Origin of the sequence: Maricaulis sp. (assembly GCF_017642925.1) — a bacterium.
Classification (GTDB): Bacteria; Pseudomonadota; Alphaproteobacteria; order Caulobacterales; family Maricaulaceae; genus Maricaulis.
Window position 1 is genome coordinate 85,131 of sequence record NZ_JAEPOL010000003.1, and the last position, 24,645, is coordinate 109,775.

Below are 24,645 nucleotides of genomic sequence, written 5' to 3' on the forward strand. Positions count from 1 at the left end.
CAGTCAAATCTGCAATGCTCCGCCGTAAAGGACTTGGCAACCGGATCGGTCCAAGCCATGGTTCACACGGCTTTTGAGGGGGCGCTCGGCCATTCCGGGGCAGTACAGCTTCGGGCGGCGCGAGACTTGCTAGACATCACGTGTGACACGCCGTGTGTTAACGAGCTGACCGGAGTATGGACGCCGACATGTCCGGATTTGACGTATCCCGTGCCGACACCCACCGCACCCGTGGCCTTGTGGCTGCTGCCAGCCTGACACTCTCCGCGGTGCTTCTTATAGCCCTCATGACCAGCAACGAGCCGCAAAGCGATGCGTCTCCCATCGACCGCCAGACAGCGCTCGACACACCGGTCGCCGACAACAGTCAGCTGCTGGCCGAAGCGAGCCAGGTCGCGTCGAACCAGGAGGTGCTGCAGCCACCGCCGATGACGCTGGCGGCGGCGCTCGACCCGGTCGAACTGAATTATTCCGCTTTCACCGATTGCGTGAACTGTGCCACGACGATCCAGGTTGAACGGGTGGTGCCCAGCGGCGGCACGCTCGCCGGCCTGCTCGACGATGCCGGCATTGACCGCGTCGAGGCCGCGCGCGCCATTTCCGCGCTCAGCACGGTTTACGATCTGCGCCGTCTGCCCGTCGGCGAGCGCATCCGGCTCTATGTCGAGACGACGCCCGACGCTGAAGGCGGCGACGAGGCTTCGGCAGTTCGCCTGAACGGCTTGTCCTTCCGGCCCGATGTCGAACGGTCGATCACCGTTGCCCGGACGTGGGACGATGATTATCGCGCCCGCGAAACCCAGGCGACATTCGAACGGGAACTCGTGCGCGCAACCGGCGAGATCAACACCTCGCTCTATGTCGACGCGCTCAATGCCGGCGCCACCGACCGTGTGGTCGTCGAGCTGGCCGGCGTTCTGGGCTATGCGATCGACTTCCAGCGCTCGATCCAGCCGGGTGACGGTTTCGACATTCTGTTCGAGCGCATGATCGACGATGAGGGCGATGTCGCCCGCACCGGCGACATCCTCTATGCGCGCTATGCGGGCCGCGGCGAACCCAAGGAATTCTTCCGTTTCGAGACACCGGACGGGATTGTCGGCTACTACTCGGCGGACGGCGCCAGCGTCGAACGCCTGCTGATGCTCACGCCGATCAATGGTGCGCGCCTGTCCTCGCACTTCTCGCGCGCACGCCGTCACCCGATCCTCGGCTATACGCGCCGCCATAACGGCACCGATTTCGCGGCCCCGACCGGTACACCGATCATGGCCGCGGGCAATGGTGTCGTGGAACGGGCCAACCGGTTCGGCAGCTTCGGCAATTATATCCGCATCCGCCACGCCAACGGCTATCAGACAGCCTATGCGCACCTCAACAATATCGCCCGCGGCATTCGTGCCGGGACGCGCGTGACCCAGGGCCAGACCATCGGCTATGTCGGCACGACCGGCCGCTCGACCGGTCCGCACCTGCATTATGAAGTTCACCACAACGGCAATCCGGTGAACCCGATGACGCTCGACCTGCCGACCGGCCGCCAGCTGGCGGATAACGAGATCGCGCTGTTCGAAGCCGAGCGGGACCGGATCCTGGAAATCCGCGACGCGGCACCGTCGGCATCGAGCGGCAATGCGCCGATGATGGCCGATTCCGGGAACGGCGCCCAGTAGGCCGTCACGACACCCTCATACCGGATACATAGGTGCGGCATTGGGGCAACATTGACGTTGCGCCAGTGTCGCACTATGTGAAGCTTTCGGGCATGGGAGATGCCTGCCGCCCGCAGGCGCGAGCCACGGTGAAATTCTCCCGGACATGATCTTTGCCGAAACAGTTGCTGTGCGGCGGGATGGCAAGGCGGGCACCCATCGAGAAGACCGCATGCAGCACCTGCATGAGGCTGAAGACATGACGACCCAACTCCTCCCTGCGCTCGACGGGCTGAAGGCCCAGGCGAAACGCCTGCGCAAATCGCTCGAGGCGGAGGGCAATTTCATTTCCCATTCCGAAGCGCTGGAGCTTGTCGCCCGGCAATACGGCTATCGCGACTGGAACACGATCCACGCCGCAACCGGCAATCGTCCGGCCGAACTTCTGTCGCTAGGCGCGAAGGTGTCCGGCACCTATCTCGGCCAGGCCTTTACCGCCGAGGTGATCGGCCTGACCCGGCTGAATGACGGCGCGCGCTATCGTGTGACGCTGGATCTGGACGAGGCTGTCGACGTGGTGACGTTCGACAGTTTCTCGGCCTGGCGCAAGCGCGTGAACGGCACGATCGGCCGCAATGGCGTCTCGGCGTCGCGGACATCGGACGGACGCCCGCATCTGGAAATCCGGATGTAGAAAAGAAGCGGGCCCGGGGATCACCCGGGCCCGCCCTCTTCATCAGTTCACCACGGCCTGGAGCGGCGGTTTAACGCCGACGGCGATACCGTTGACGGTGAGCACGCCGGCCTCGGTGGAGACCTTGATCGTGTCGCCATCCTTGATGCGGCCTTCCAGCAGCAGCCGGGCCAGCGGATCCTGCAGCTCCTTCTGGATCACCCGCTTGAGCGGACGCGCGCCATAGGCCGGGTCATAGCCCTTGGCGGCCAGCCAGTCGCGGGCGCTGCCGTCCAGCTCGATCGTCATGCGGCGATCTTCCAAGAGGTGGGCGAGACGCTCGATCTGTATATCGACAATGGCGCCCATATGCTCCTGCGCCAGTTTGCGGAACAGGATGATCTCGTCGACCCGGTTGAGGAATTCCGGCCGGAAATGTCCGCGCACGGCCGTCATCACCTGGTCGCGGGCCTGTTCGGCATCCTCGACCTGTTGCAGGAATTCGGCGCCGAGATTCGACGTCATGATGATGATCGTATTGCGGAAATCCACCGTGCGGCCCTGGCCGTCGGTCAGGCGTCCATCGTCGAGCACCTGCAAGAGCACGTTGAACACGTCCGGGTGCGCCTTCTCGATCTCGTCCAGCAGCACGACCTGGTAGGGCCGGCGGCGCACGGCTTCGGTCAGGGCACCGCCCTCCTCATAACCGACATAGCCCGGAGGCGCGCCGATCATGCGGGCGACGGAGTGTTTCTCCATGTATTCCGACATGTCCATCCGCGTGACCGCGGTCTCGTCGTCGAACAGGAATTCTGCGAGCGCCTTGGTCAGCTCGGTCTTGCCGACGCCCGTGGGGCCGAGGAAGAGGAAGGAACCGATCGGACGCGCCGGATCCTTCAGACCGGCCCGCGCCCGGCGGACCGCGTCGGACACGGCTTCCAGCGCCGCCTGCTGACCGACAACGCGGCCGTGCAGCGCCTCTTCCATGCGCAGGAGCTTGTCGCGCTCGCCTTCCAGCATCTTGTCGACCGGCACGCCGGTCCAGCGCGAGACGACATGGGCGATCTGCTCGTCATCGACGACTTCCTGCACCATCTGGCCGTCCTGGCCGTCGGTTTCCCGCTCGGCCTCGGCCAGCTTGCGCTCAAGTTCCGGCAGGCGGCCATACTTGATCTCGGACGCCCGGCCCAGATCGCCGCGGCGTTCCGCATCGACCAGATCATTGCGTGCCCGTTCCAGCGCTTCCTTGATCGTGGTCGCGGAAGCGAGCTTTTCCTTTTCGGCGCGCCAGGTCGCGGTCAGCTCGGCCGACCGGCCTTCCAGCTCGGCGATTTCCTTTTCGAGCGTCTTCAGGCGCTCCTTCGACGCGTCATCATTTTCCTTCTTGAGCGCCTCGGCCTCGATCTTCAGCTGGATTGCCCGGCGATCGATCTCGTCAAGCTCTTCCGGCTTTGAATCGACCTGCATGCGCAGGCGCGAGGCGGCCTCGTCCATCAGGTCGATGGCCTTGTCCGGCAGGAAACGGTCGGTGATGTAGCGGTTGGAGAGATTGGCGGCAGCGACAATGGCGCTGTCGGCGATGCGCACGCCATGGTGCACCTCATACTTCTCCTTCAGGCCGCGCAGGATCGACACCGTGTCCTCGACGGTCGGCTCTTCCACCATGACCGGCTGGAAACGGCGGGCGAGCGCGGCGTCCTTCTCGACATGCTTGCGGTATTCGTCGAGCGTCGTTGCGCCGACACAATGCAGCTCGCCGCGCGCCAGGGCCGGCTTCAGCAGGTTGGACGCATCCATCGCGCCGTCCGCCTTGCCGGCACCGACCAGCGTGTGCATCTCGTCGATGAAGAGGATGATCTGGCCATTGGCCGACTGCACCTCGTTCAGCACGGACTTCAGGCGTTCCTCGAACTCGCCGCGATATTTCGCACCGGCGATCAGCGCGCCCATGTCCAGCGCCAGCAGTTTTTTCTCTTTCAGGCTCTCCGGCACATCGCCATTGACGATGCGCAGGGCCAGACCTTCCGCGATGGCGGTCTTGCCCACGCCGGGCTCGCCGATCAGGACGGGATTGTTCTTGGTGCGGCGGGAGAGGACCTGGATGGCGCGGCGGATTTCCTCGTCGCGGCCGATCACCGGATCGAGCTTGCCTTCGCGCGCGACTTCGGTGAGGTCGCGGGCATATTTCTTCAGCGCCTCATAGCTGTCCTCGGCCGACTGGCTGTCGGCGGTGCGGCCCTGGCGCAGATCGTTGATCGCCGTGTTGAGCGCCTGCGGCGTGACGCCGGAGGCCTTGAGCACATCATAGGCCTTGTTGCCGGCGGTCAGGCTGATCGCCTGCAGCAGGCGTTCGGCGGTGATGTACTGGTCGCCGGCCTTCTGGGCCGCTTCCTCGGCGGCCCCGAATACCTTGGCGGTGTCCGGCGCGAGGTAGAGCTTGCCCTGCCCGCCTTCCACCTTGGGAATGGCGGCGAGCGCCTGGGCGGTGCCGTCCTGCACCTGGCGGATGCGGCCGCCGGCGGCCTCGATGAGATTGGCGGCAAGCCCCGCCTCGTCGTCGAGCAGCGCCTTGAGCACGTGCTCGGGGGCGAATTGCTGGTGGTTCGACTTCAGCGCCAGGCCCTGGGCAGCCTGGACGATCGACCGCGCACGGTCTGTATATTTCTCAAAATCCATATCGATCTCCCAAATCAGGCGAGATAACGTGCGGCCTGTCGCCTTGATCAAGCACGACGGCACCGCGTTCCGACCCTGATGTAGGTGTGGCCATTGAGTCACACAAGTGGACGGGTCGCGACATTCTGCCCCTGCCTCACCAACAGGTTATTGCCATGCCCCAGCTTACCGCCATCACCCGCTTTCCGGTAAAGGGGCTGGGCCCTGATCGCATGGATGCCGTCGCGCTGCAGGCCGGCAAGGTCCTGCCCGACGACCGCCGCTGGGCGATCGAGAACGGCCCCGGCCCCTTCGATCCGGACAATCCCGGCCATGTGAAGAAGAAACACTTTCTCATGCTCGCCGGACAGGCAGAACTGGCGCGGCTGGATTGCCGCTATGAGGATGCCGGCCACCGCTTGTCCGTCGCCGTCGATGCCGGGGAAGCCGTCACCGTCGACCTGGAGGACGCGACGACGCATGCGCCCCTGTTCGACCGGCTGGCCGGGCTTGTCGGCGACCAGCTGCGCGGGCCGATGTGCATCGTGTCTGCGCCCGGCCAGGCGATGACGGATATTCCCCAGCCGCACATCTCGCTGATCAATGCCGCCTCGGTGCGCGATCTGGCGGCCCGGACCGGGCACGAACTCGACCCGGTGCGGTTCCGCGGCAATCTCCTGATCGACGGGCTGGAACCCTGGGCGGAGTTCGACTGGATCGGCCGGGATGTCCGTATCGGCGACGCCGTGCTGCGGGCCCGGGACCCGATCGGCCGCTGTGCCGCAACCAGCGTCAATCTGGATACGGGCGAACGGGATATCGATCTGCCCAAGGCGCTGTTCGAACACTATGGCCACACCCGCTGCGGGCTCTATCTCAGCGTCGAACAGGGCGGCCGTATCGCGGTGGGCGATCCGGTTTTGCTTGACGGGACCGGGGCGACCGCCTAGCCATTCGTCTTCCGGGCTCCTGGGTGCCCGCCGCTGGCAGAGAGACTGCCCGGTGAAACCCGCTTTCCGAATTCAACTTGTCCTGCACGGCTTCGCGGCAAAGCGAACGCCGTCGTATGGCCCGTGCAGGATGTCGCGCCGCCTGGTCGCCGGGCGGTGCCCGACCGGGATGTGACCCATGAGCCAGACTGCTGCCCGCAAGACCGAATACCTGGAAGGACCGATCGGTCCCCTGTTTGCCAGGACCGCCCTGCCCATCGTTTTCCTGATGAGCGTGAACGGGCTTCTCACCGTCGTCGATGCGATCTTCCTCGGCGTATTCGTCGGCGCCGATGCCCTCGCCGCCGTCACCCTGATGTTCCCGATCGTGATGATGTGCATCGCCCTGGCCACGCTCGTGGCCAACGGCATGGCCAGCGTGCTGGCCCGCCAGCTGGGTGCATCCGATCATGCCGGTGCCGAGGCCAGCTTCGCCGGCGCGCACGGGCTGAGCGTGCTGACCTGCCTTGCCCTCCTGGCGGTCTTCTTCCTGGGCGGCGAGCCGCTGGTGCGGCTGGCGGCAAACGGCTCGGCCATACTGGCCGAATACGGCTATCGCTATCTGCAGATCACCGTCGTCACCGCGCCGCTGGCCTTCGCCCTCGGCCTGCAGACCACCGCCCTGCGCGTGGAAGGCTGGGTTGGCTTCATGGCGATCACCGGCGCGCTGGTAACCCTTGCCAACATGGCGATCAATTTCGTGCTGATCGCGGGCCTGAGCTGGGGTGTCGCCGGTTCCGCCATCGGCACCGCGCTGGCCCAGGCAATCGGCCTTGTCATCGTGCTCGCCTTCCGCGCCAGCGGACGCGGCGATCTGCCGGCCTTCGCCCTGCCCTGGCACCACTGGCGCGCGGGCTGGGGCGATTTTCTCGCGCTCGGCGCCCCGCAAAGCCTGTCCTTCCTGGGCCTGGCGCTGGGCTCCGGCACGATCCTGGTCATGCTGCAGAACACGGCACTGGACGACTATGACACCACGGTCGCCGCCTATGGCATCGCCACGCGTCTCCTCTCGTTCAGCTTTCTCGGCCTGATGGGGATGGCGCAGGCGCTGCAGGCCATTGTGGGCAATAATTTCGGCGCCGGACGGCGCGACCGGGTCGCCCGCACACTCCGGCTGGGCCTGATCTGCGGGCTGGTCTATGCCGGCACCGCGCAAGCGATTTTCAGCTTCGGTGCGACCGGGCTGGCCGGGCTCTTCGTCGACAATCCGGCCGTGATCGCCGAGGTCGGCCGCCTGCTGCCGGTGATCGTGGCGGCCTATGTGCTGGCCGGACCGGCGGTGATGCTGTCGACCTGCTTCCAGGCCGTGGGCGATGCGCTGCGCGCGGCCTTGCTCAGCCTGTCGCGCACCTATCTGTTCGCGATCCCGCTGACACTGATCCTGCCGGTCTGGTTCGGGGAATGGGGGATCTGGATGGCGGGCCCGGCGGCCGAAGTGCTGCTGGCCCTGGTGGCGCTGGCCGTGCTGGTCCAGGCGGCCCGCAGCGACGGGCATGATTTCGGCCTGGTGCCTCGCCGCCTGCGCGGCCGGGCGGGGCTCTAGACAGGATCGTTTCCTGCGAAATTGCTCCTGATCCAGAATCCTGAGCGGTCGCGTGGTCGAACCGGTGAACCGGTTCCCACTTCACCTGATCACGCTCTGCTTTAGCGGTCGCGTGATCGAACCGGTGAACCGGTTCCCACTTCACCTGATCACGCTCCAGATAAGAAAAGGGCGGCCGGGAAACCGGCCGCCCATCTTTCACAGTCCGCAATGCGGTGCGCCCGTCAGGCGGCTTCGCTTTCGGAATCGTCCCCGCCGCCGGTCTTGCCGTCGGCCGAGGCGCTGGCGCTTTCCAGCGCGGCCTCTGCAGCGGCCTTGTCGGCAGCGATTTCAGCCTTGGTGCGGCGCGGACGGCGGGTCCGGCGGCGTGCGCCGTCTTCACCATCTTCAGCCTTGGCGTCGGACTTGTCGTCCGGCCTGGATTCTTCGGCGGCCGGCTTTTCGCCTTCCGGCGTCACAACACCGAGCGGATCTTCCTTGTCACCGCCCCGGTCGCCCCGATCGGACCCGCGCGGCTGGCGCTGACGGCCGCGGCCACGGCGCGGTTCGCGCTCGCGGTCCCCGCCCTGATCATTGCCGGATCCATTGTTGGAATTGCCGCCATTGGAACCGTAGGACAGATCGTCATTGTCCTCATCATCCCCATTGGCCTCGGCATTGTCGCCATTATCGTCCTGGCCCGGCTCGCGCTTGGGCTGGTTGGCCTGGACGATGCGGTAATAATGCTCGGCGTGCTGATACAGATTTTCCGCACGCACCCGGTCACCGGCCGACGATGCATCGCGCGCCAGCTGAAGATACTTGTCGTAGATCTGGGAGGCATTGCCACGGATCTTTACTTCCGGACCGTTGCTCTCATAGCTGCGGTTAGCCGAATTGCCGGACTTACGTCCTCGACCGCGTTGACGCTTCATATCGCCTATCCCTGTTTAACAGCGATGCTTATCTAAACTTCTGGCTTTGCTGTGCATTTGCAGGTGCAAGCCTGTGCGCCACCGAACACGTTGATCGTCGAATTGGCCGGATAATGGCAGGTGGCTCATCCGGCCGCGCGAGACCCCCGTACTGGCGCGATCCACCTGCCTTGTCGGTGACCCTAGACCGGCAAGCCACGCATTCCAAGCCCTTTTAGCGGTTTTCGCCGTTGTATCCGATGACCACGCGGTCCTGGCCCGCCAGGTCGCGCAGGACGGCGACGTCCGCGAGGCCGGCCGCTTGCGCCAGCGCGCTCACCGCTGCGCCCTGGTCATAGCCGATCTCGACCGCCAAGAGACCGTTTTCCTTGAGGATTCTCCGTGCATCACGAAAGATGTCGCGATAGGCGTCGAGACCGTCCGCCCCGCCATCCAGCGCCATGGCCGGCTCATGGTCGCGCACTTCCGGCTCCAGTCCGGCCAGCACGTCCGAGACGATGTAGGGCGGATTGGAGACAACAATATCGAAGGCCGCGTCCGCCAGACCGTCCGACCACCGGCCGCGTGCGAAGCGGGTGCGATTCGCCAGGCCGCAGCGCCCGGCATTGCCGCGTGCCACGCCAAGCGCCGCATCGGACAGATCGATCCCGGTACCGCGCCAGCCCGGCCGCTCACTCAGAAGGGCCAGCAGGATGGCGCCGGAACCGGTGCCCAGATCGAGGAGTTCGGTATCGCCATCCGGACAGCGGGCCAGAACGGCTTCAACCAGGGTCTCGGTATCGGCGCGCGGGGTCAGCACATCGGATGTCACCGCCAGATCGAGGGTCCAGAAGGGCTGGCTGCCCAGCACCTGGCTCAGCGGTTTGCGGGCGAGCCGGTCCCAGGCGAGATCGGCGAGGCTCGCGATACGCTGCCAGGAGACCAGGGCCGGGTCGGCCAGGGCCTCGGCCAGCGTTGCCGGGGCGAGGACATGGGCGAGCATGTGGCGTGCCTCGACCTCCGCCTCGCCGATCCCGGCTGCGAGCAGACGCTGCACGAGATCGCGCCGGATATCGGCCAGGCCCAGCCCTTGCCAGGCTTGGCTCAGGGGCAGGCCCGGCGCCTTGTCGAATTCGGCCCTCGCATCGCCGACCAGCTTGTCGAAGGGCCCGGTCATCGCCGGATCAGGCGTCTTCCAGCGCCGCCAGGCGGGCGGCCTGGTCTTCCGCGATCAGGGCGGAGATCACCTCGTCCAGCTCGTCGCCGGCGACGATCTGGTCCAGCTTGTAGAGGGTGAGGTTGATACGGTGATCGGAGACGCGGCCCTGCGGATAGTTGTAGGTGCGGATGCGCTCGGAGCGGTCGCCGGACCCGATCTGGCCCTTGCGCTCGGCGGCGCGTTCGGCCGCGGCGGCCTCGCGCTGCATGTCGTAGAGCTTGGCCTTGAGGAGTTCCTGGGCGCGGGCGCGGTTCTGGTGCTGGGACTTCTCGGCGCACACCACCATGATCCCGGTGGGCAGGTGCGTCATGCGCACGGCGGACTCGGTCTTGTTGACGTGCTGGCCGCCGGCCCCGGACGCACGCATCGTGTCGACGCGGACCTCGCTCATGTCGAGGTCGAAATCCACCTCTTCCGGCTTCGGCATGATCGCCACCGTGGCGGCGGAGGTGTGGATGCGGCCCTGGCTTTCCGTCGCCGGCACGCGCTGCACACGGTGCACGCCGCTCTCGAATTTCAGCCGACCGAACACGCCATTGCCGGACACCTGGGCGATGACTTCCTTGTAGCCGCCATGCTCGCCTTCCGAGGCCGAGACCAGCTCCCAGCTCCAGCCGCGCAGCTGGGCATAGCGCTGGTACATGGCATAGAGATCGCCGGCGAACAGCGCCGCCTCGTCGCCGCCGGTCCCGGCGCGGATCTCGATCAGGGCGTCGGCGCTGTCATCCTTGTCCTTGGGCAGGAGCAGCAGCGACATCTCGTGCTCGAGCTCGGGCAGGCGCTCCTTGAGGGCGTAGTATTCCTCGCGCGCCATGTCGGCCATTTCCGCGTCGCCGCCCTCCATCATCTCGGCCAGATCATCGAGTTCGGTACGCGCAGCCCTCAGCTCGCTGGCCTTCTCGGCCACCGGCTTCAGCTCGGCGTGCTCCTTGGAGAGCTTGACGATTTCATCGGGATCGCCCGCGGCGCCCAGGCGGGCTTCCACCTGTTCGAACCGGTCGATCACCTGGGAGAGTCGGGCTTCGGGTGCGTGCATGGGCGGATAGATAGCTGGAAAGGGCGAAATACGGAATGCGCGACTAGCAGATCGCCATGGATTGCGCTTTCATGCCGGAATGGGGAGAGGAAATTTGTTCTTCGTGCATTGGGTCCTGCCGCTCGCGGTCATCGCCGCAGCGTGTGCTGCCTATGGCTATGCCCGGTGGCTGGAGGGCGATCCGGACCGGTTTGCCGGCGATCCCCGGCTCGCCGCAGCCCTTGCCTGCACCGTCGACGACATGTGGGTCCATCACGAGGAAAGCGAGCGGGTCTCTGCGATGGGCGATCTGCTGGACGAGGATGATGAACCGCCTGCCGATCTTGTCGACGCAGCGGAAGCGGGCGACCGGGACGCCATGTACACGCTGGCGATTGCGTTCCTGTCGAGCATGGGCAACGACGAGGTCGGGATGGCGTGGCTGAGACGCGCTGCCGATGCCGGCCAGCCTGCCGCGCAGTTCGAGCTGGGCTCCGCTTATATCTACGGATACCAGGGCACGTCTCCCGATCGCCAGACAGGGCTGGACTGGTGGCAGCGTGCCGCAAGCGGTGGCGAGGCCTACGCGCAGTACTCGCTGGCGCGGCTGACCTGGAACTCACTCGACAACGCCCGCCGACACGCTGCGCCAGAGCATATGCTCGACGCGGCCGGCCAGTGTTTTCCATCGGCCATGCGCTACCTGGCCCGCAACAGCGGCGCCCGCATCCCGGTCAGTCCGGAGCAGGCGCGCTGGCTGGAAAACCTGGTTGCCCAGTATGACAATCGCGGCGGCAACCTGATGGCCTGAGCCCGCCTGCGCCTGTCACATCACCGCGATCACATTGCGGACCGTCATCACGACCAGCACGATCGACGAGGCGGCAAAGACGGCGAAGCGGACGGGGACGAAATTCCACAGCGCCTGGATCAGCGAGTGGAGGATGCGCAGCACGACATAGCCCCAGGCGAGCATGATGTTCAGCTCGTCGGCGACGCCGACCAGATGGCCGTAGACGCACAGCACGTAGAAGATCAGCGGCTGCTCGTGCAGGTGATTATAATTGTCGGCAATGCGCTGCACCTCGACAGGCAGGGCGTCGAGATCGCCCTTGCGCTGGATCTTGGTCGCGTCGATCCCGGCCTTCTGCATGGCCGGCAGGCGCGTGGCATACATCCACAGCCACATCACCAGCGTCCAGGCGACGAGTGCGAGCACAGGCGTCATGATGGATTGAAACATCGGCGTCCTCCCCGGTCTTGTTTGCGCGAGACTAGGGCGAACCGGGCCGGCCGCGCGACAGAAATCGCAAGCGGGGTGCAAAACGTGCCTCAAAAGTCACACATCGCGGCGATCCAACCTCACCGTGTCGATTTCGTCTTGAAGGCGAAGGCGAGCGGCGTCATAAGCCGCCTCCCGATCACCACCCGCCCGCGAACGGGCGCGCAAACGAGGGACGATGATGAACGCAGTTCAGACCGCATATCGCCTCCCAGGCTCGGCCTTCTGGCCGGCCGTGACTGCGCGCGCGGAAGGGTCCGCGATCACCTGGTAGACTGACCCCCAACAGTCCCGGTGACCCGCCCTCCCGAGCGTTGCTCGCGGAGGGTTTTTTCGTTCCGGCCACGGCTCTCTCTCCCCCAGCGGCCGGCCGGAACCCTGCCCCGGGAGGGTGCGTGCCCCCAACACGCACCCTCCCAATTCGGGCCCAATTCCGGGGCCGGACACATCACAACGAGAAAAGAGAAAGGTCCCGCAGGTGCTGCGGGATGGACGAACCATGTCTGTGCAATTTGAAGCCATCGAGACCCGTTCCGGCGTGATCAAGGCCTGGACCCGCGGCGTTCCCGTCGAGGATGCGGCCATCGAGCAATTGCGCAATGTCGCCGGCCTGCCCTTCGTGCACAGCCATGTCGCGGCCATGCCGGACGTGCATTTCGGGCGCGGCGCGACGGTCGGTTCGGTGATCCCCACCAAGGGCGCGATCATTCCCGCCGCGGTCGGCGTCGATATCGGTTGCGGCATGATGGCGGTGCGCACCAGCCTGAAGGCCGCGCACCTGCCCGACAGCCTGAAGGCCACCCGCGACGCCATCGAACGCGCCGTGCCGGTGGGCAATGGCAAGGGCGGCGATCACCGGATCAATCCGGCCTCGGTGGAGACGCAGCTGAAGGCCTCCGGCCTGATGGAGCGGCTGGCCACGATCAAGGCCAAGCACCGCAAGATCGGCACCCACAAGGTGGACGGTCAGCTGGGCACGCTGGGCGGCGGCAATCACTTCATCGAACTGTGCCTCGACGAGGCCGGCGCGGTGTGGGTGATGCTGCACTCGGGATCGCGCGGCACCGGCAACATGATCGGCACCTATTTCATCGAGCGGGCCCGCGAGGAGCTCGCCCGCCGGGTGCTGGACTTCCATGTGCCGGACAAGGACCTCGCCTTCTTCCTGGAGGGCGAGCCCCTGTTCGACGACTATGTCGAGGCCGTCGGCTGGGCGCAGGATTATGCCCGTGAGAACCGCGAAGCGATGATGATGCGCGTCCTCGGCGCGCTGCGCACCACGTTCGGCCGGTTCAAGACCGACAAGGCCGCGGTGAACTGCCACCATAATTATGTGGAGCAGGAACACCATTTCGGCGCCGATGTCTGGCTCACCCGGAAGGGCGCGGTCTCGGCCCGCGAAGGCGAGCTGGGGATCATCCCCGGCTCGATGGGCGCGCGCTCCTTCATCGTGCGCGGCAAGGGCGCGGCAGACAGTTTCTGCTCCTGCTCCCACGGAGCCGGGCGGACCATGTCGCGCTCGAAGGCCCGTCAGGCTTTCACGCTGGCCGATCACCGCAAGGCGACGGACGGGGTGGAATGCCGCAAGGATGCCGGCGTCATCGACGAAACGCCGATGGCCTACAAGGACATCGACGCCGTCATGGCGGCCCAGTCCGACCTGGTGGAGGTGGTCCACACGCTCAAGCAGGTGGTCTGCGTGAAGGGGTAGGGCCTTGCGGCCCTGCCCCCGCACCACCCGGGAGGCATTCTCATGCGCAAGGACATGTTCAAGGTGATCGTCGAGCGGCCGCGGGCCGGCTGGCGCACGCAGAGAATGGCGCGCGGCAAGCTGGACCGGGCCGGCGACCTCCTGCCGAAAAAGCAGGGCCTGCGCCGCCAGCACAAGGAGAACGGCACCCATTCCAAATGGCTGAACGAGAATCTCGCGCCGCTGCGCCGCTTCCTGGAGAAACAGGTCGGCCGCCCCTGGGACAAGGTGTATGCCGAGATCTGCGAGCACCTCGATCCCGGCCACACGGTGAAGCAGCACGTGCTGGAGCATCTGTATGATTTCGTCGACCGTCCGGCCGTCGGACGCGACGGCAAATGGCTGTGGAGCCGGCGCTATTATCTCGCCGACGGTCCCGAACCGGGGCGGCTCTACGTCCACCCGGTCGACGGCCTGCTGAAACGCTGGAAGCTGAAGGCAGGCGAAGCCCCGCGGCGCGACGGCCGGCTGCCGAAGCGGCGCTAGGAGAGGGCCGCCTCATCAAGCGACCAGCCGCCCTTGCCGCTGAACTTGCGGATCAGCAGGTAGAGGAGGAGGCCCAGCGGTCCGAACATCAGCGACAGGAAGAGCGCGGGCAGGATGATCCAGTGGGCGATGCCGTGGCGGCGCGCATCGCGGACGATCCAGGCGCCGACAAAAAGGTCGTAGACGAGGAAATGCGTCCAGCCGGTCAGCGCGCCGACCGGATGCGAGAACAGCGCCATCACACCGGCCAGCGTGCTCATCCCGGCGTCCGGATCAGCCTGTCCGAAGCCGATCGCGGCGGTCAGGAAGGCCAGATAGATTGCGCACAGGACGAGCGGGATCAGGGCGGCGTGCACGAGGCGCTGGGTCCAGCGCCAGCCCGGCGCGACGGCCAGCAGGATCCAGGCCGGTGCGACAATCGCATGCAGTGCCAGATAGATGCTCTCGTACATCGCCAACTCCCCTTGCCGCTGGCCCCTTGAAGCGGATGCGATCTAACACCGCTTCGCCGCGCCGGGCCAGTCAGGCGCCCGGCGTGTGGCCGGGCAGCGGCGCGCCAAAGGCTTCCGGCTCGATCTCCAGCCCGTTCGCGAAATAGGCCACCGTCCGGTAGAAGCCGGCCAGAGCGATGAGTTCGAGGATCTGCTCATCGCTGAAATGGGTGGCGAGCCGGTCCCAGCAGTCCTTCGGTATCCGGCTTGCCGCATGAAGCGCATCGCACATTTCGAGCAGGACAGCTTCCTCAGCCGTCCAGTCGTCCTCATTGATCGCCGGTGCGGCAAGCGCCTCGATTTCGGCCGGCGTCAGACCCACCCGTTCGGCGAAGAAGGCGACATGCACGCCCCACTCATACGCACAGCCATTGAGCGCGCAGGTCCGGTCGATCGCGAGTTCGCGCTGGCGCAGGGTGAGCGTGCCGCGATCGAGCAGGCTGCCGGCGTTGAATTTCCGGTAGACCCGCTCGCTGCGCGCCAGCGTGGTGAAGAGACGCAGCGGTGGCACGCCCGCCGGCATGATGCGGTCGAAAACCGCCTGTACGTCTTGCGAATAGGGCGGCTCGACAGGGGCAATACGGGACATGCTGGACCTCCGGGATGATCATTGCTACGAATTTCATAGCACACAATCATTCAAGCGCTACGAAAATAATAGCATGACCCGATCCACACCCCTCCCCGGCCAACCGACACCCGCTTCACAGTCCGGCCGCCCGGTCATGGCCCTGCTCGATCTTCTGGGCCGGCGCTGGCAATTGCGCCTGCTGTGGGAGCTGCGGGATGACCGGCATCTGCGCTTCCGCGCGCTGCAGGAGGCGGCCGGGATCAGCCCCAGCGTGCTCAATACGCGCCTGGCCGAATGCATCGAGGCCGGCATCGTGGAACTGACCGATGACGGCTATGCCCTCACCGCCCGCGGACGCAGCCTGCAGGACCTCCTGCTGCCCCTGAATGGCTGGGCAGAGGACTGGGCGCGTGCACTGAACACCGGCGACCCCACCCCCTAGAAAAGGACCGATCAGCCGGGCCTCGGAAATTTCCTTTGCAACTAACTGACCGGTCAGTTATTAAATCGGCATGAGCACGAAAACACGACGCCGCCGGCCTGAAGCCCGGCCCGACGAAATCCTGGACGCCGCCCTGTCCGTCTTTGTCGAACAGGGCTTCACCGCCGCGCGCGTTGAAGACATCGCCAAACGGGCCGGCCTCTCCAAGGGCGCGGTCTATCTCTATTTCCCGTCCAAGGAAGCGATGCTGAAAGCGCTGGTCGAGCAATCGGCCGGTGCGCTGGCCAAGGCCGCCGAACGCCTGATATCGGTCGGTGCGCCGCGCGATCCGGAAGCGGCACTGCGCGGCGTCATCTTCATGATGATCACCGCCATGACCGACCCGGACATTTCCGCCGCCCCGCGCCTGGTGCTGACCGAGGCCCACCGCTTCCCCGACATTGCCGCCCATTATCGCGACCAGGTTCTGGAGACCGCACGCCGCGCCATCGAGACCCTGGCCGCCGACGGGGTCGAGGCCGGGACTTTCCGCCCCGTCGATGCCGACATGCTGATGCGCTGTATCGGCGGCCCCTGCCTCGGCCACATGATGCTGGCGAGCGCGTTCGACTTTCATCCGAAAAATCTCAGGGAGCCGGTCGATGTCGCAGACGCGCTGTCGGACCTGCTGCTCCATGGCCTCAAACCCCGCGAGGACGCCCGATGCGATTGAGCCGACATCTCCTGCTGGCCGGACTGGTACTGGGCATCGCTGCCTGCAGCGACCAGCCCGATGAAACGCTGCACGGCTATGCCGAGGGCGATTTCACCGCCATCGCTCCGGACGCGCCCGGCCGCATTGTCGAGACCCTGGCCCGCGAGGGCACGCATGTCGCCGCGGGCGATACCCTGTTCTCGCTGGACGCGACGGCGGAACGGGCCGCCCTCGCCACAGCCGAGGCCCGCATCGAGGCCGCGCTGGCCCGGTTCGACGATGCCGCTGCGGGCGCCCGCTCACCGGAGATCGAGGCGGCACGGGACCAGCTCGACCAGGCCAATGCGGCTGCCCGAGAAGCAAATGACGCGCTGACCCGCACACGCGAATTGTTCGAGGATGGTCATGTCAGCCAGGCCCGGCTGGACCAGGCACTGGCGGCGGCCCGGACGGCCAACGCCCGTGTCGCGGAAATGCGCCAGCGGCTGAGCCTGGTGCAATTGCCGGCGCGGGAGAACCAGCTGCGTGCCCTGCAGGCCGAGATCGCCGCCGCCCAGGCCGAGCGCGACCGTGCCGCAGATGCCCTGGACCGCCGGACCGTCGCAGCACCCGCCGACGCCGCCGTGCATCGCCAGATCCGCTTTACCGGCGAACAGGCCGGCCCGGCCCAGCCCGTCTATGAGCTGCTGCCCGATGGCGCGGTCCATGCCGTGCTGTTCATTCCGGAGACCGGGATTGGCGGCCATGCCATTGGCGACCGCTTCGCGGTGGATTGCGATGGCTGCGCCGCGGGCCTCACCGCCCGCCTGGCCGCGATCGCGGACGCGGCCGAGTTCACCCCGCCCGTGATCTATTCGGACAATGAGCGCGCCCGCCTGGTCTATCGCGCCGAGGCACGCTTCGAGGGCACACCGCCCCCGCCGGGAACACCGCTGCGCTTCAGGCCGCAACCATGAGCGATACGCTCGCCATCGATGTGAAAGGCCTGACCAAGAGTTTCGGCGAGACCCGCGTCGTCGACGATTTCGACATGCAGGTGCCCAAGGGATCGATCTACGGCTTTCTCGGTCCGAACGGTTCCGGCAAGACGACGACGATCCGGATGATGTGCGGCCTGTTGAAACCGGACAGTGGCGGCGGCACCGCGCTGGGCCATGACATCATTGAGGAAAGCCGGACCATCAAGTCGCGTGTCGGCTACATGACCCAGCGCTTCTCGCTGTATGGCGATCTCACCGTGCGCGAGAACCTGACCTTCATGGCGCGCCTGCATGCGCTGAGGAATCCGAAACTGATCGTGGCCGACACGCTGGAGGAATACGATCTGGGACCGCGGGCGCATCAGCTGGCCGACACGCTGTCGGGCGGCTGGAAACAGCGCCTCGCGCTGGCGGCGGCCTCGATGCACAATCCCGGCCTGCTGCTGCTCGACGAACCGACCGCGGGTGTCGATCCCAAGGCCCGGCGGGACTTCTGGGACCGGATCCGCGGGCTGGCCCGCAAGGGCGTCACCGTTCTGGTCTCGACCCATTACATGGATGAGGCGGTGCAGTGCGACTACATCGCCTTCATCGCCTATGGCCGCAAGCTGATCGACGCGCCCTCCGCCGACATTCCCGAACGGGTCGGCCTGGTGACCTGGCGGATCGAGGGCAAGGGACTGCAGCCCATCTATGACGAACTCCTCAATGCCGAGGGTGTCGACCAGATCGCGCGCTTCGGCTCAGCCCTGCACGTGTCCGGACGCGATGCGGACACGCTGGAGCGGACGGTTTGTGCCTATCGCGGGCGCGAGGGCATCAGTGTCGATCTCGCCAAGACCGGACTGGAGGAAGCCTTCATCTGGCTGATGGCCGGTTCGCAGGACAATTTCACATGAACAGTTTCAGCCGCATCCTCGCCCTGATCGGCAAGGAGTTCATCCAGATGCTCCGCGACCGGCTGACCTTCGGCATGATGGTCGGGATTCCGGTGATGCAGCTCTTGCTGTTCGGCTATGCCATCAACACCGATCCGCGCCACCTGCCCACGCTCGTCGAGATGGGCGATAATGGCCCGGCCAGCCGTGCCATCCTGCAGGCGATGGAAACGTCGGACTATTTCGACCTGATCGGCATCACCCACTCGCGGGCCGAGACCGATACGGCGCTGCAAACCGGCGGGGCGCTGTTCGTGGTGACCATTCCGCCGGGCTTCGAGCGCGACCTGCTGCGTGGCGACCGCCCGCAGATCCTGCTCGACACCGATGCCTCGGACCCGGTCGCCGCCGGCGCCGGCACAGGCGCCTTTCCCACCCTGGTGCAGGAAGCCCTCGCTCCCCTGCTCGGCGAGATGACACCGCCGGTCGGGACGGTCATCCACCGCCGCTACAATCCGGCCGGACGCACCGCGCTGAATATCGTGCCCGGCCTGCTGGGCGTCATCCTCACCATGACGATGGCGATGATGACCTCGATGGCGCTCACCCGCGAAGCCGAGCGCGGCACGCTGGAAACCCTGCTGGCCACGCCGACACGGCCCTATGAAGTGATGGTCGGCAAGATAACGCCCTATGTCTTCGTCGGCTTCATCCAGGTCGTGATCATGCTGGCCGGCGCGCGCTTCCTGTTCGGCGTACCCTTCCTGGGCTCGGCGCCGGCCTTCCTGGTCTGCGTGTCGCTCTTCATCCTGGTGAACCTGTCGCTGGGCTTCCTCTTCTCCACCGTGGCGCGCACGCAGATGCAGGCGATGCAGATGACCTTCTTCGTCTTCCTGCCCTCGATCCTCTTGTCCGGCTTCATGTTCCCCTTTGCCGGCATGCCCGCCTGGGCACAGACGCTGGGTCAGGCCCTGCCCACGACACACTTCATCCGCGCCGTACGGGCGATCATGCTGAAAGGCGCCAGCCTGGGCGATATCGTACCGCAGATCTGGCCCCTGGCCGTGATCTTCACGGTCATCGCAACCGTCGCCATGCTGCGGTATCGCCGGACATTGGATTGAGGCCTCGGGCAATGGCGAGGGTCTGCCCGCTTGGAGTTGGAACTCCCTGATTTTGTCATCCCGGATGCATGCCCCGCAAAGGCGGGGCGGAAGTCCGGGACCCATAAGCGCGCCGCTCGTCGAGTTATTTGCGGCGTCGGTGCAGCGCCTGCTGGCGGCCAACGATCGTGTTTATGGGTCCCGGCCCTACGCCCGGCCCGAGGCCGGGCATCCGGCCGGGATGACAACCGGTTTCGCTTGTTCTCTGCTGAACCTAACCCTCTCCGTCATCGAAGATCGTCTCGATGGGCTGGCCGAAGAGGCGGGCGATCTTGAAGGCGAGCGGCAGGGAGGGGTCGTACTTGCCCGTCTCCAGCGCGTTGACGGTCTGGCGCGACACATCGAGCCGGTCGGCCAGGGCTTGCTGGCTCCAGCCGTGCTCGCCGCGAAGCTCCTTGAGCCGGTTCTTCATTGCACCCGGGCCTGCTGGATCATGATGGCCACACTGTGCGCCACGGCCGCGATGGGCAGCAGCATCGTCATGTTGAGAGGCTCCATCACGCCGTAGATCTCCGCCACACCGAACACGGCGGCGGCCAGCAGCATGGCCAGCATGGCGACCGCTGCCGCGCGGATCTGGAAGCGCGCCAGCATTTCGTCGATCGCCCGGACATAGCGGATCACTTCCCAGCCATAGACCAGGAGCGGCAGGCAGGTGAGCCCGACCAGCGGCCAGGCCTGCACCGCAGGCCAGCCATTGCGCGACGGATCGAGCGTCTTGTCGATCGCCACCAGGAGACCGGTGAAGATCAGCATCAGGACGAGGGTGCGCCAGGTGTAACGCCTCATTTCGGGGGTCATGACTCCTTCGCCCTGTTCGCGCCGAAGCCCAGCAGCGCCGCAATCCGCGCGATGGCCATCAGGCCGAGGATCACAGCCGCCAGCGTACCGGCCTTCAAGCTTGCCGGCAGGCCGGCCAGGGCCGCGCGAAACGGTTCGATCAGATCGCTGCCGAATTCAACAACAAGCAGGGCGGAAAAGAAGATGACGGCGAAGAGTGCCAGCGACACCAGAGTCGGCGCACCGCCCTCGCCGGTCGTCAGATCACGATCGTCCATATTGGCCTCCAAAGCTGTAAAGCACCCTTGTCATAGCTGTAAAGCGAGCTTGTCGTCAAGGATACTTGTCAAAGCCGGGCCGGGAAAAGGCGCCCGGGAATCCCCCGGGCGCCTCGAAACCGTCAGCGATGCGTGCAGCCTTACTTGTTGGGCTGCTTAGTCACGCGCAGATAGGGCTTGATCTTGTTGTAGCCTGCGGGGAAGAGCTTGTCGGCTTCCTCGTCGGAGATCGACGGCACAACGATCACGTCCTGGCCATCTTCCCAGTTCACCGGCGTGGCGACCTTGTAGCCATCGGTCAGCTGCAGGCTGTCGAGCAGACGCAGCACTTCGTTGAAATTCCGGCCGGCGCTGGGCGGATAGGTGAAGGTGGCGCGGATCTTCTTGTTCGGGTCGATGATGTAGACCGAGCGCACCGTGACTTTCGGATCGGCATTCGGGTGGATCATCGAATAGAGCTCGGACACCTTGCGCTCGGTGTCGGCGATGATCGGGAAGTTCACCGCGCAGTTCTGCGTTTCCTCGATATCCTTGATCCAGCCCTTGTGGTCCTCGACGCTGTCGACGGAGAGCGCGATCGCCTTGGCATTGCGCTTGGCGAACTCGTCTTTCAGCTTGGCGGTAAAGCCCAGCTCGGTCGTGCAGACAGGCGTGTAGTCGGCCGGGTGGGAGAAGAAGATCACCCAATTGTCGCCGATCCAGTCGTGGAAATTGATTGCGCCTTCACTCGTCTCGACGTCGAAATTCGGGGCGATATCGCCCAACAGCAGACCCATGTCGTCCTCCTCGGTTCAATTGGCGGCAAAAACACCTTAGGACTAGGTGCGCTTCCGGCCACGCGATTGCAAGACCGCCGCCGGACCGCCTACATCCGCGCCAACATCCGGACCGCACCGACACGATGACGACCACCCTGATCCTCATGCGCCATGCCAAGGCCGTCGACCGGCTGGAAGCGGAAAACGATTTCCAGCGCGGACTTACAACGCGCGGCCGCGAAGACAGTGCCGCCGCTGGCGAAGCGCTGGCCGGACGGGGGATCCGCGTCGATCTCGCCCTCGTCTCGCCGGCCTGGCGCACCCGGCAGACCTATGACCAGATGCTGCCGCAGATCGGCGAGCCGCAGATGGACGATCCGATGGCGCTCTATCACGCCTCCACGGAGATGCTGGAGCGCGCCACCCGCCAGGTCCTCGGCACAGCCGGCACCATCCTGCTGGTCGGACACAATCCGGGCATTGGCGGCTTTGCCCACAAGCTGGCCCAGATGTGTGGCGAGACACCCCGCATGCCGCTGGGCTACCCCACGGCAACAGCCAGCATCTTTATGCTCGACGATGACGATCTGTCCCGGCCCCGCCTCGACTTCGTGATCAACCCCAAGGCTTGATCCAGCACGACTCGCGTTTTGCGTGCATATCTGCTTTGATGCCTCCGGACGGTGAAACCGGAGCGCAAGATGGACGGCGCACAGGGGATTGACGCACAGCGGTTTGACGAAGCCGGGACGTTCACACACAGTGCGCCCCGGAGAGCCGGATCACGCAGCGCTTCGGCGCGCGTCGCCCCGGCTCACTCCACTCCAGAGCGAGGCTGCCGGCCGCACACGCCGCCGCGCATTCTTGCGCGACTGTGGACGGACGAAGCCGCGGACGGCCTGTCGCGCCGCTGCCCGGAACTGAGCGCCCGGAACCGGAGCTTCCCGCACCTGGTCAGCCTGCTCTGCGGCCTTGTCCTGGCCAGCATCGTGGCATCACCGGTCCTGCCATTCTCCACATCGGCCGCGCTACTGGCGATACTTGCGCCGACCTGTCTGTCGCTGGCCCTGCTGCGCATGGCCGGCGCGCTGACCAGGCCCCGCCATGCACCACGTCGCGCCCTGTCCGAGAGCGCCCTGCCAAAAGCCAGCATCATCGTGGCCCTCTATCGCGAAGCTGCGGTCGTCGCCCAACTCATCAAGACGCTCGGGGCGATCGACTATCCGGCCGGCAAGCTGGAAGTACGTCTGGTTCTGGAAGCGGACGACACCGAGACGCTCGCCGCCATAGAGCGGTGCCACCTCGACACCCGCTTCGGTGTCGTCATCGCACCGGCCGGACACCCGCGCACCAAGCCGCGCGCGCTCAACTATGCCCTGCGCTTTTGCAGCGGCGAGATCATTGCCGTGCATGATGCCGAGGACCGGCCGCATCCGCTGCAGCTGCGTCACGCCGCCGAGAGCTTCCACCTCGCCCCGCCAGGCCTGGCCTGTCTGCAGGCCCCGCTCAACTGGTACAATCGGGGCGAGACCTGGCTGACACGTCAGTTCGCGATGGAATATGCCGCGCATTTTCACGTCATGCTGCCGCTCTATCAGCGCCTCGACTGGCCGCTCCCCCTCGGCGGAACCAGCAATTATTTTCGTACGAAGGCCCTGCTGCGCAGTGGCGGATGGGATGCCTGGAATGTCACCGAAGACGCCGATCTGGGCGTGCGCCTGCACCGGCTGGGCTATCGTTGCGGTCTCATCGCGCCGACCACACTAGAAGAAGCGCCCGTCAGCCTGCGCGGCTGGACCCCGCAAAGAGCGCGCTGGCTGAAAGGTTACTGGCAGACGCTCGGGGTTCATTTCGGACTGGATGCCGAACGCCGGCGGCTCAGCCTGCCGCTTGTGATGACACTGGGCGGCGCGGTCCTGTCGGCACTCATCCACGGACCGACACTCGTCGCGGCGCTTGCAGCGGCTGTCATGGAACAAGGTGTGTCACTGCCCGTCCTGGCCTGCCTGTCGATCCTCGGCGCAGGATATGCCGGCGGCCTCATGGGCGCGGTCGAAGGCATGGCCAGAGCGCGCCTGCCGGTCCGGATCGCCGATCTGGCCCTGCTGCCCGTCTACTGGTCGATCCAGTTCGTGCCTGCTGTTCGCGCTCTGGTGCAGCTCGTGCAAAACCCCTATCTCTGGGAAAAGACAGAACACGGTGTCAGCTCGCTGGCGGAAACCCCATGTACCTCTCCCTGCCCGCGACCCTCATCGCGCTTGCGATCTGTATCGCAGTCTTCGTCCTCGCCCGCTGGCGGGCCGGCCAGCCGGTCAGACCGGAGCGCGGCCCGCGGATGATCCCGTGGACGCTGATCGCTGTCGTCATGGGCGGCCTCGCCGTGATCTTCCTCGTCCATCTCGCCGAGCTGGGCGGGTTTGACATGGGTCAGCGGCCGCGGATCTAGCGATCCGCGGGATAGTGCTCGGCCAGGAATTCGCGGCTGGCACGCAGGAAGGCGGTTCGGGCCGTCTGTGTGTCCAGATAGTGGTTCTCCCCGGGCAGCATGATGAATTCGGCATTCCCGCGTCCATCAAGTTCGCGGCGCAGCAGGCGTAGCTGGCCCGGCGGCACCACGGTGTCCTCGTCGCCATGCATCACCAGCAGCGGCTGGGAGAACTCGCTGGCCCGGTCGACCGGCGAAATCGCCTGACGATAAGCGCGATCGTCGAACCGGCTGCCGATATAGCGTTCCCAGTAGCGCACCAAGGAGTCCGAATAGTCTCGCGTGCCTATGAAGGCGAAGGGCGCGGTCACCCCACCGAAGGAGATCGCGCACCGCACATGATCGGGATCCTCCAGCGCGAGCATCAGCGCGGCGTAGCCGCCATAGCTGCCGCCGACGGCGCAATAGTCCGCCTCCGCAAGCCCGTTGGCACTGACATGGCGGGCGCCATCGATCATGTCGTCAATCATGCCGGTGCCGAACTCGCCGATCCCGGCCGCGATGAAGGCCTCGCCCTGCCCGGTCGAGCCACGGTAATTGGGCTGCAGAACGGCATAACCCAGGGAGGAGAAATACGCCGCCTGCCAGTCGAATACGCCGCTGTCGCGGGCGCGCGGCCCGCCGTGCGGCAAGAGGATCAGCGGCAGGGGCCCCTGGGCACCGGCCGGCCGCGTCAGCCAGGCCTCGATCTCCTGGCCTTCACGATTGGCATAGGTCAGGCGCTCGCGCACTCCTGCCCCGCCGTCGGGGAAAGCGTAGGCGGTATCGAGCAGTCCCAGCCCCCCGGTCTGCAGATCGAGCAGGTAGTAGTTTGGCGGCCGCCCGACATCCCAGCCGATCACCACGAATTTGGTCTTGGTCTGGTTCCACGAGCGTAGCTCGACGACGGCTTCGGTGAGAATGCCGGACAATTCCTCGCGCAGGGCTGTGAAGTCGGAGCGCAGGAAGTGCTGTTCCGGCAAGGCCCC

26 protein-coding genes are annotated in these 24,645 nt (G+C 65.9%); 14 read left to right on the forward strand and 12 right to left on the reverse strand.

The annotated features are described in order from the left end of the window. The first annotated feature begins 188 nt into the window (after positions 1–188). Both JJ918_RS03370 and JJ918_RS03375 read left to right on the forward strand, forming a co-directional pair. Complete coding sequence (locus JJ918_RS03370; protein ID WP_291883252.1) at positions 189–1,673, forward strand: peptidoglycan DD-metalloendopeptidase family protein; 1,485 nt, start codon at positions 189–191, stop codon at positions 1,671–1,673. Between the two features lie 238 nt (positions 1,674–1,911). Further along, on the forward strand, positions 1,912–2,346 hold the full coding sequence (locus JJ918_RS03375; protein ID WP_291883255.1) for a glyoxalase superfamily protein: 435 nt from the start codon (positions 1,912–1,914) through the stop codon (positions 2,344–2,346). A gap of 42 nt (positions 2,347–2,388) precedes the next feature. Here the strand turns inward: JJ918_RS03375 and clpB are convergent, their stop codons facing one another. Next, positions 2,389–5,001, reverse strand: coding sequence for an ATP-dependent chaperone ClpB (gene clpB / locus JJ918_RS03380; protein WP_291883258.1), 2,613 nt, complete (start codon positions 4,999–5,001; stop codon positions 2,389–2,391). Positions 5,002–5,156: 155 nt separating this feature from the next. Here clpB and JJ918_RS03385 point away from each other — a divergent pair, with 155 nt between their 5' ends. After that, positions 5,157–5,930: an MOSC domain-containing protein gene (locus JJ918_RS03385; RefSeq protein WP_291883260.1), complete on the forward strand. Its 774-nt coding sequence runs from the start codon at positions 5,157–5,159 to the stop codon at positions 5,928–5,930. Positions 5,931–6,108: 178 nt separating this feature from the next. Further along, positions 6,109–7,512 carry an MATE family efflux transporter gene (locus JJ918_RS03390; protein WP_291883262.1) on the forward strand — a complete coding sequence of 468 codons (1,404 nt, stop codon included), beginning with the start codon at positions 6,109–6,111 and terminating at the stop codon, positions 7,510–7,512. Positions 7,513–7,736: 224 nt separating this feature from the next. On the opposite strand, the gene JJ918_RS03395 is transcribed toward JJ918_RS03390, so the two are convergent. The 3 genes from JJ918_RS03395 to prfA all read right to left on the reverse strand — a co-directional run bounded on the left by JJ918_RS03395 (position 7,737) and on the right by prfA (position 10,660). Further along, the gene (locus JJ918_RS03395) at positions 7,737–8,426 is read right to left on the reverse strand and encodes a DUF4167 domain-containing protein (protein ID WP_291883265.1); all 690 of its coding nucleotides are present in this window, start codon (positions 8,424–8,426) and stop codon (positions 7,737–7,739) included. Positions 8,427–8,640: 214 nt separating this feature from the next. Continuing rightward, positions 8,641–9,582 carry a peptide chain release factor N(5)-glutamine methyltransferase gene (gene prmC / locus JJ918_RS03400; RefSeq protein WP_291883268.1) on the reverse strand — a complete coding sequence of 314 codons (942 nt, stop codon included), beginning with the start codon at positions 9,580–9,582 and terminating at the stop codon, positions 8,641–8,643. Positions 9,583–9,589: 7 nt separating this feature from the next. Further along, a complete protein-coding gene (gene prfA, locus JJ918_RS03405; RefSeq protein WP_291883270.1) occupies positions 9,590–10,660 on the reverse strand; it encodes a peptide chain release factor 1 in 1,071 nt (356 codons plus the stop codon). 103 nt (positions 10,661–10,763) lie between these two features. On the opposite strand from prfA, the gene JJ918_RS03410 reads away from it, so the two are divergent. Beyond that, on the forward strand, positions 10,764–11,450 hold the full coding sequence (locus JJ918_RS03410; protein WP_367277632.1) for a tetratricopeptide repeat protein: 687 nt from the start codon (positions 10,764–10,766) through the stop codon (positions 11,448–11,450). A 15-nt stretch (positions 11,451–11,465) separates the two neighbouring features. On the opposite strand, the gene JJ918_RS03415 is transcribed toward JJ918_RS03410, so the two are convergent. Then, a complete protein-coding gene (locus JJ918_RS03415) occupies positions 11,466–11,882 on the reverse strand; it encodes an MAPEG family protein (protein ID WP_291883274.1) in 417 nt (138 codons plus the stop codon). 538 nt (positions 11,883–12,420) lie between these two features. Here JJ918_RS03415 and JJ918_RS03420 point away from each other — a divergent pair. Beyond that, positions 12,421–13,632 carry an RtcB family protein gene (locus JJ918_RS03420; RefSeq protein WP_291883276.1) on the forward strand — a complete coding sequence of 404 codons (1,212 nt, stop codon included), beginning with the start codon at positions 12,421–12,423 and terminating at the stop codon, positions 13,630–13,632. A 42-nt stretch (positions 13,633–13,674) separates the two neighbouring features. Further along, positions 13,675–14,157: a hypothetical protein gene (locus tag JJ918_RS03425; protein ID WP_291883278.1), complete on the forward strand. Its 483-nt coding sequence runs from the start codon at positions 13,675–13,677 to the stop codon at positions 14,155–14,157. On the opposite strand, the gene JJ918_RS03430 is transcribed toward JJ918_RS03425, so the two are convergent. Further along, positions 14,154–14,609 carry an ABA4-like family protein gene (locus JJ918_RS03430; protein ID WP_291883281.1) on the reverse strand — a complete coding sequence of 152 codons (456 nt, stop codon included), beginning with the start codon at positions 14,607–14,609 and terminating at the stop codon, positions 14,154–14,156. The genes JJ918_RS03425 and JJ918_RS03430 overlap by 4 nt on opposite strands. Positions 14,610–14,679: 70 nt before the next feature. Continuing rightward, positions 14,680–15,237, reverse strand: a complete 558-nt coding sequence (locus JJ918_RS03435; protein ID WP_291883283.1) for a carboxymuconolactone decarboxylase family protein — start codon at positions 15,235–15,237, stop codon at positions 14,680–14,682. Between the two features lie 73 nt (positions 15,238–15,310). On the opposite strand from JJ918_RS03435, the gene JJ918_RS03440 reads away from it, so the two are divergent. The 5 genes from JJ918_RS03440 to JJ918_RS03460 all read left to right on the forward strand — a co-directional run bounded on the left by JJ918_RS03440 (position 15,311) and on the right by JJ918_RS03460 (position 19,337). Next, on the forward strand, positions 15,311–15,661 hold the full coding sequence (locus tag JJ918_RS03440) for a helix-turn-helix domain-containing protein (protein WP_291883286.1): 351 nt from the start codon (positions 15,311–15,313) through the stop codon (positions 15,659–15,661). Positions 15,662–15,731: 70 nt separating this feature from the next. Continuing rightward, positions 15,732–16,373 (forward strand): TetR/AcrR family transcriptional regulator, encoded by a 642-nt coding sequence (locus JJ918_RS03445; protein ID WP_291883290.1) that lies wholly within the window; start codon positions 15,732–15,734, stop codon positions 16,371–16,373. Further along, positions 16,370–17,311 carry an HlyD family efflux transporter periplasmic adaptor subunit gene (locus JJ918_RS03450; protein ID WP_291883293.1) on the forward strand — a complete coding sequence of 314 codons (942 nt, stop codon included), beginning with the start codon at positions 16,370–16,372 and terminating at the stop codon, positions 17,309–17,311. The genes JJ918_RS03445 and JJ918_RS03450 overlap by 4 nt, the downstream gene beginning before the upstream one ends. Beyond that, positions 17,308–18,234, forward strand: coding sequence for an ABC transporter ATP-binding protein (locus tag JJ918_RS03455; protein WP_291883297.1), 927 nt, complete (start codon positions 17,308–17,310; stop codon positions 18,232–18,234). Before JJ918_RS03450 ends, JJ918_RS03455 begins: the two co-directional genes overlap by 4 nt. Then, positions 18,231–19,337: an ABC transporter permease gene (locus JJ918_RS03460; protein WP_291883299.1), complete on the forward strand. Its 1,107-nt coding sequence runs from the start codon at positions 18,231–18,233 to the stop codon at positions 19,335–19,337. The genes JJ918_RS03455 and JJ918_RS03460 overlap by 4 nt, the downstream gene beginning before the upstream one ends. A gap of 253 nt (positions 19,338–19,590) precedes the next feature. On the opposite strand, the gene JJ918_RS03465 is transcribed toward JJ918_RS03460, so the two are convergent. The 4 genes from JJ918_RS03465 to JJ918_RS03480 form a co-directional block, all read right to left on the reverse strand. Then, positions 19,591–19,788 (reverse strand): helix-turn-helix transcriptional regulator, encoded by a 198-nt coding sequence (locus JJ918_RS03465; RefSeq protein ID WP_291883302.1) that lies wholly within the window; start codon positions 19,786–19,788, stop codon positions 19,591–19,593. Then, a complete protein-coding gene (locus JJ918_RS03470; RefSeq protein WP_291883305.1) occupies positions 19,785–20,177 on the reverse strand; it encodes a hypothetical protein in 393 nt (130 codons plus the stop codon). The genes JJ918_RS03465 and JJ918_RS03470 overlap by 4 nt, the downstream gene beginning before the upstream one ends. Continuing rightward, positions 20,174–20,434, reverse strand: a complete 261-nt coding sequence (locus JJ918_RS03475) for a hypothetical protein (protein ID WP_291883307.1) — start codon at positions 20,432–20,434, stop codon at positions 20,174–20,176. The genes JJ918_RS03470 and JJ918_RS03475 overlap by 4 nt, the downstream gene beginning before the upstream one ends. A gap of 140 nt (positions 20,435–20,574) precedes the next feature. Further along, complete coding sequence (locus tag JJ918_RS03480) at positions 20,575–21,210, reverse strand: peroxiredoxin (RefSeq protein WP_271185622.1); 636 nt, start codon at positions 21,208–21,210, stop codon at positions 20,575–20,577. A 125-nt stretch (positions 21,211–21,335) separates the two neighbouring features. On the opposite strand from JJ918_RS03480, the gene JJ918_RS03485 reads away from it, so the two are divergent. Together JJ918_RS03485 and JJ918_RS03490 are read left to right on the forward strand one after the other, a co-directional pair. Then, the gene (locus JJ918_RS03485) at positions 21,336–21,824 is read left to right on the forward strand and encodes a histidine phosphatase family protein (RefSeq protein ID WP_291883310.1); all 489 of its coding nucleotides are present in this window, start codon (positions 21,336–21,338) and stop codon (positions 21,822–21,824) included. Positions 21,825–22,181: 357 nt separating this feature from the next. After that, positions 22,182–23,531 carry a glycosyltransferase gene (locus tag JJ918_RS03490; RefSeq protein WP_291883312.1) on the forward strand — a complete coding sequence of 450 codons (1,350 nt, stop codon included), beginning with the start codon at positions 22,182–22,184 and terminating at the stop codon, positions 23,529–23,531. Positions 23,532–23,634: 103 nt separating this feature from the next. Here the strand turns inward: JJ918_RS03490 and JJ918_RS03495 are convergent, their stop codons facing one another. Further along, positions 23,635–24,639, reverse strand: coding sequence for an alpha/beta fold hydrolase (locus tag JJ918_RS03495; RefSeq protein ID WP_291883313.1), 1,005 nt, complete (start codon positions 24,637–24,639; stop codon positions 23,635–23,637). Between the last annotated feature and the right edge of the window lie 6 nt (positions 24,640–24,645).

Bases quoted from the DNA above. Each gene is read 5' to 3' on its own strand.
- JJ918_RS03370 (WP_291883252.1), top strand. From the start codon at position 189: ATGTCCGGATTTGACGTATCCCGTGCCGACACCCACCGCACCCGTGGC.
- JJ918_RS03375 (WP_291883255.1), top strand. From the start codon at position 1,912: ATGACGACCCAACTCCTCCCTGCGCTCGACGGGCTGAAGGCCCAGGCG.
- clpB (WP_291883258.1), bottom strand. From the start codon at position 5,001: ATGGATTTTGAGAAATATACAGACCGTGCGCGGTCGATCGTCCAGGCT.
- JJ918_RS03385 (WP_291883260.1), top strand. From the start codon at position 5,157: ATGCCCCAGCTTACCGCCATCACCCGCTTTCCGGTAAAGGGGCTGGGC.
- JJ918_RS03390 (WP_291883262.1), top strand. From the start codon at position 6,109: ATGAGCCAGACTGCTGCCCGCAAGACCGAATACCTGGAAGGACCGATC.
- JJ918_RS03395 (WP_291883265.1), bottom strand. From the start codon at position 8,426: ATGAAGCGTCAACGCGGTCGAGGACGTAAGTCCGGCAATTCGGCTAAC.
- prmC (WP_291883268.1), bottom strand. From the start codon at position 9,582: ATGACCGGGCCCTTCGACAAGCTGGTCGGCGATGCGAGGGCCGAATTC.
- prfA (WP_291883270.1), bottom strand. From the start codon at position 10,660: ATGCACGCACCCGAAGCCCGACTCTCCCAGGTGATCGACCGGTTCGAA.
- JJ918_RS03415 (WP_291883274.1), bottom strand. From the start codon at position 11,882: ATGTTTCAATCCATCATGACGCCTGTGCTCGCACTCGTCGCCTGGACG.
- JJ918_RS03420 (WP_291883276.1), top strand. From the start codon at position 12,421: ATGTCTGTGCAATTTGAAGCCATCGAGACCCGTTCCGGCGTGATCAAG.
- JJ918_RS03425 (WP_291883278.1), top strand. From the start codon at position 13,675: ATGCGCAAGGACATGTTCAAGGTGATCGTCGAGCGGCCGCGGGCCGGC.
- JJ918_RS03430 (WP_291883281.1), bottom strand. From the start codon at position 14,609: ATGTACGAGAGCATCTATCTGGCACTGCATGCGATTGTCGCACCGGCC.
- JJ918_RS03435 (WP_291883283.1), bottom strand. From the start codon at position 15,237: ATGTCCCGTATTGCCCCTGTCGAGCCGCCCTATTCGCAAGACGTACAG.
- JJ918_RS03440 (WP_291883286.1), top strand. From the start codon at position 15,311: ATGACCCGATCCACACCCCTCCCCGGCCAACCGACACCCGCTTCACAG.
- JJ918_RS03445 (WP_291883290.1), top strand. From the start codon at position 15,732: ATGAGCACGAAAACACGACGCCGCCGGCCTGAAGCCCGGCCCGACGAA.
- JJ918_RS03455 (WP_291883297.1), top strand. From the start codon at position 17,308: ATGAGCGATACGCTCGCCATCGATGTGAAAGGCCTGACCAAGAGTTTC.
- JJ918_RS03460 (WP_291883299.1), top strand. From the start codon at position 18,231: ATGAACAGTTTCAGCCGCATCCTCGCCCTGATCGGCAAGGAGTTCATC.
- JJ918_RS03465 (WP_291883302.1), bottom strand. From the start codon at position 19,788: ATGAAGAACCGGCTCAAGGAGCTTCGCGGCGAGCACGGCTGGAGCCAG.
- JJ918_RS03470 (WP_291883305.1), bottom strand. From the start codon at position 20,177: ATGACCCCCGAAATGAGGCGTTACACCTGGCGCACCCTCGTCCTGATG.
- JJ918_RS03475 (WP_291883307.1), bottom strand. From the start codon at position 20,434: ATGGACGATCGTGATCTGACGACCGGCGAGGGCGGTGCGCCGACTCTG.
- JJ918_RS03480 (WP_271185622.1), bottom strand. From the start codon at position 21,210: ATGGGTCTGCTGTTGGGCGATATCGCCCCGAATTTCGACGTCGAGACG.
- JJ918_RS03485 (WP_291883310.1), top strand. From the start codon at position 21,336: ATGACGACCACCCTGATCCTCATGCGCCATGCCAAGGCCGTCGACCGG.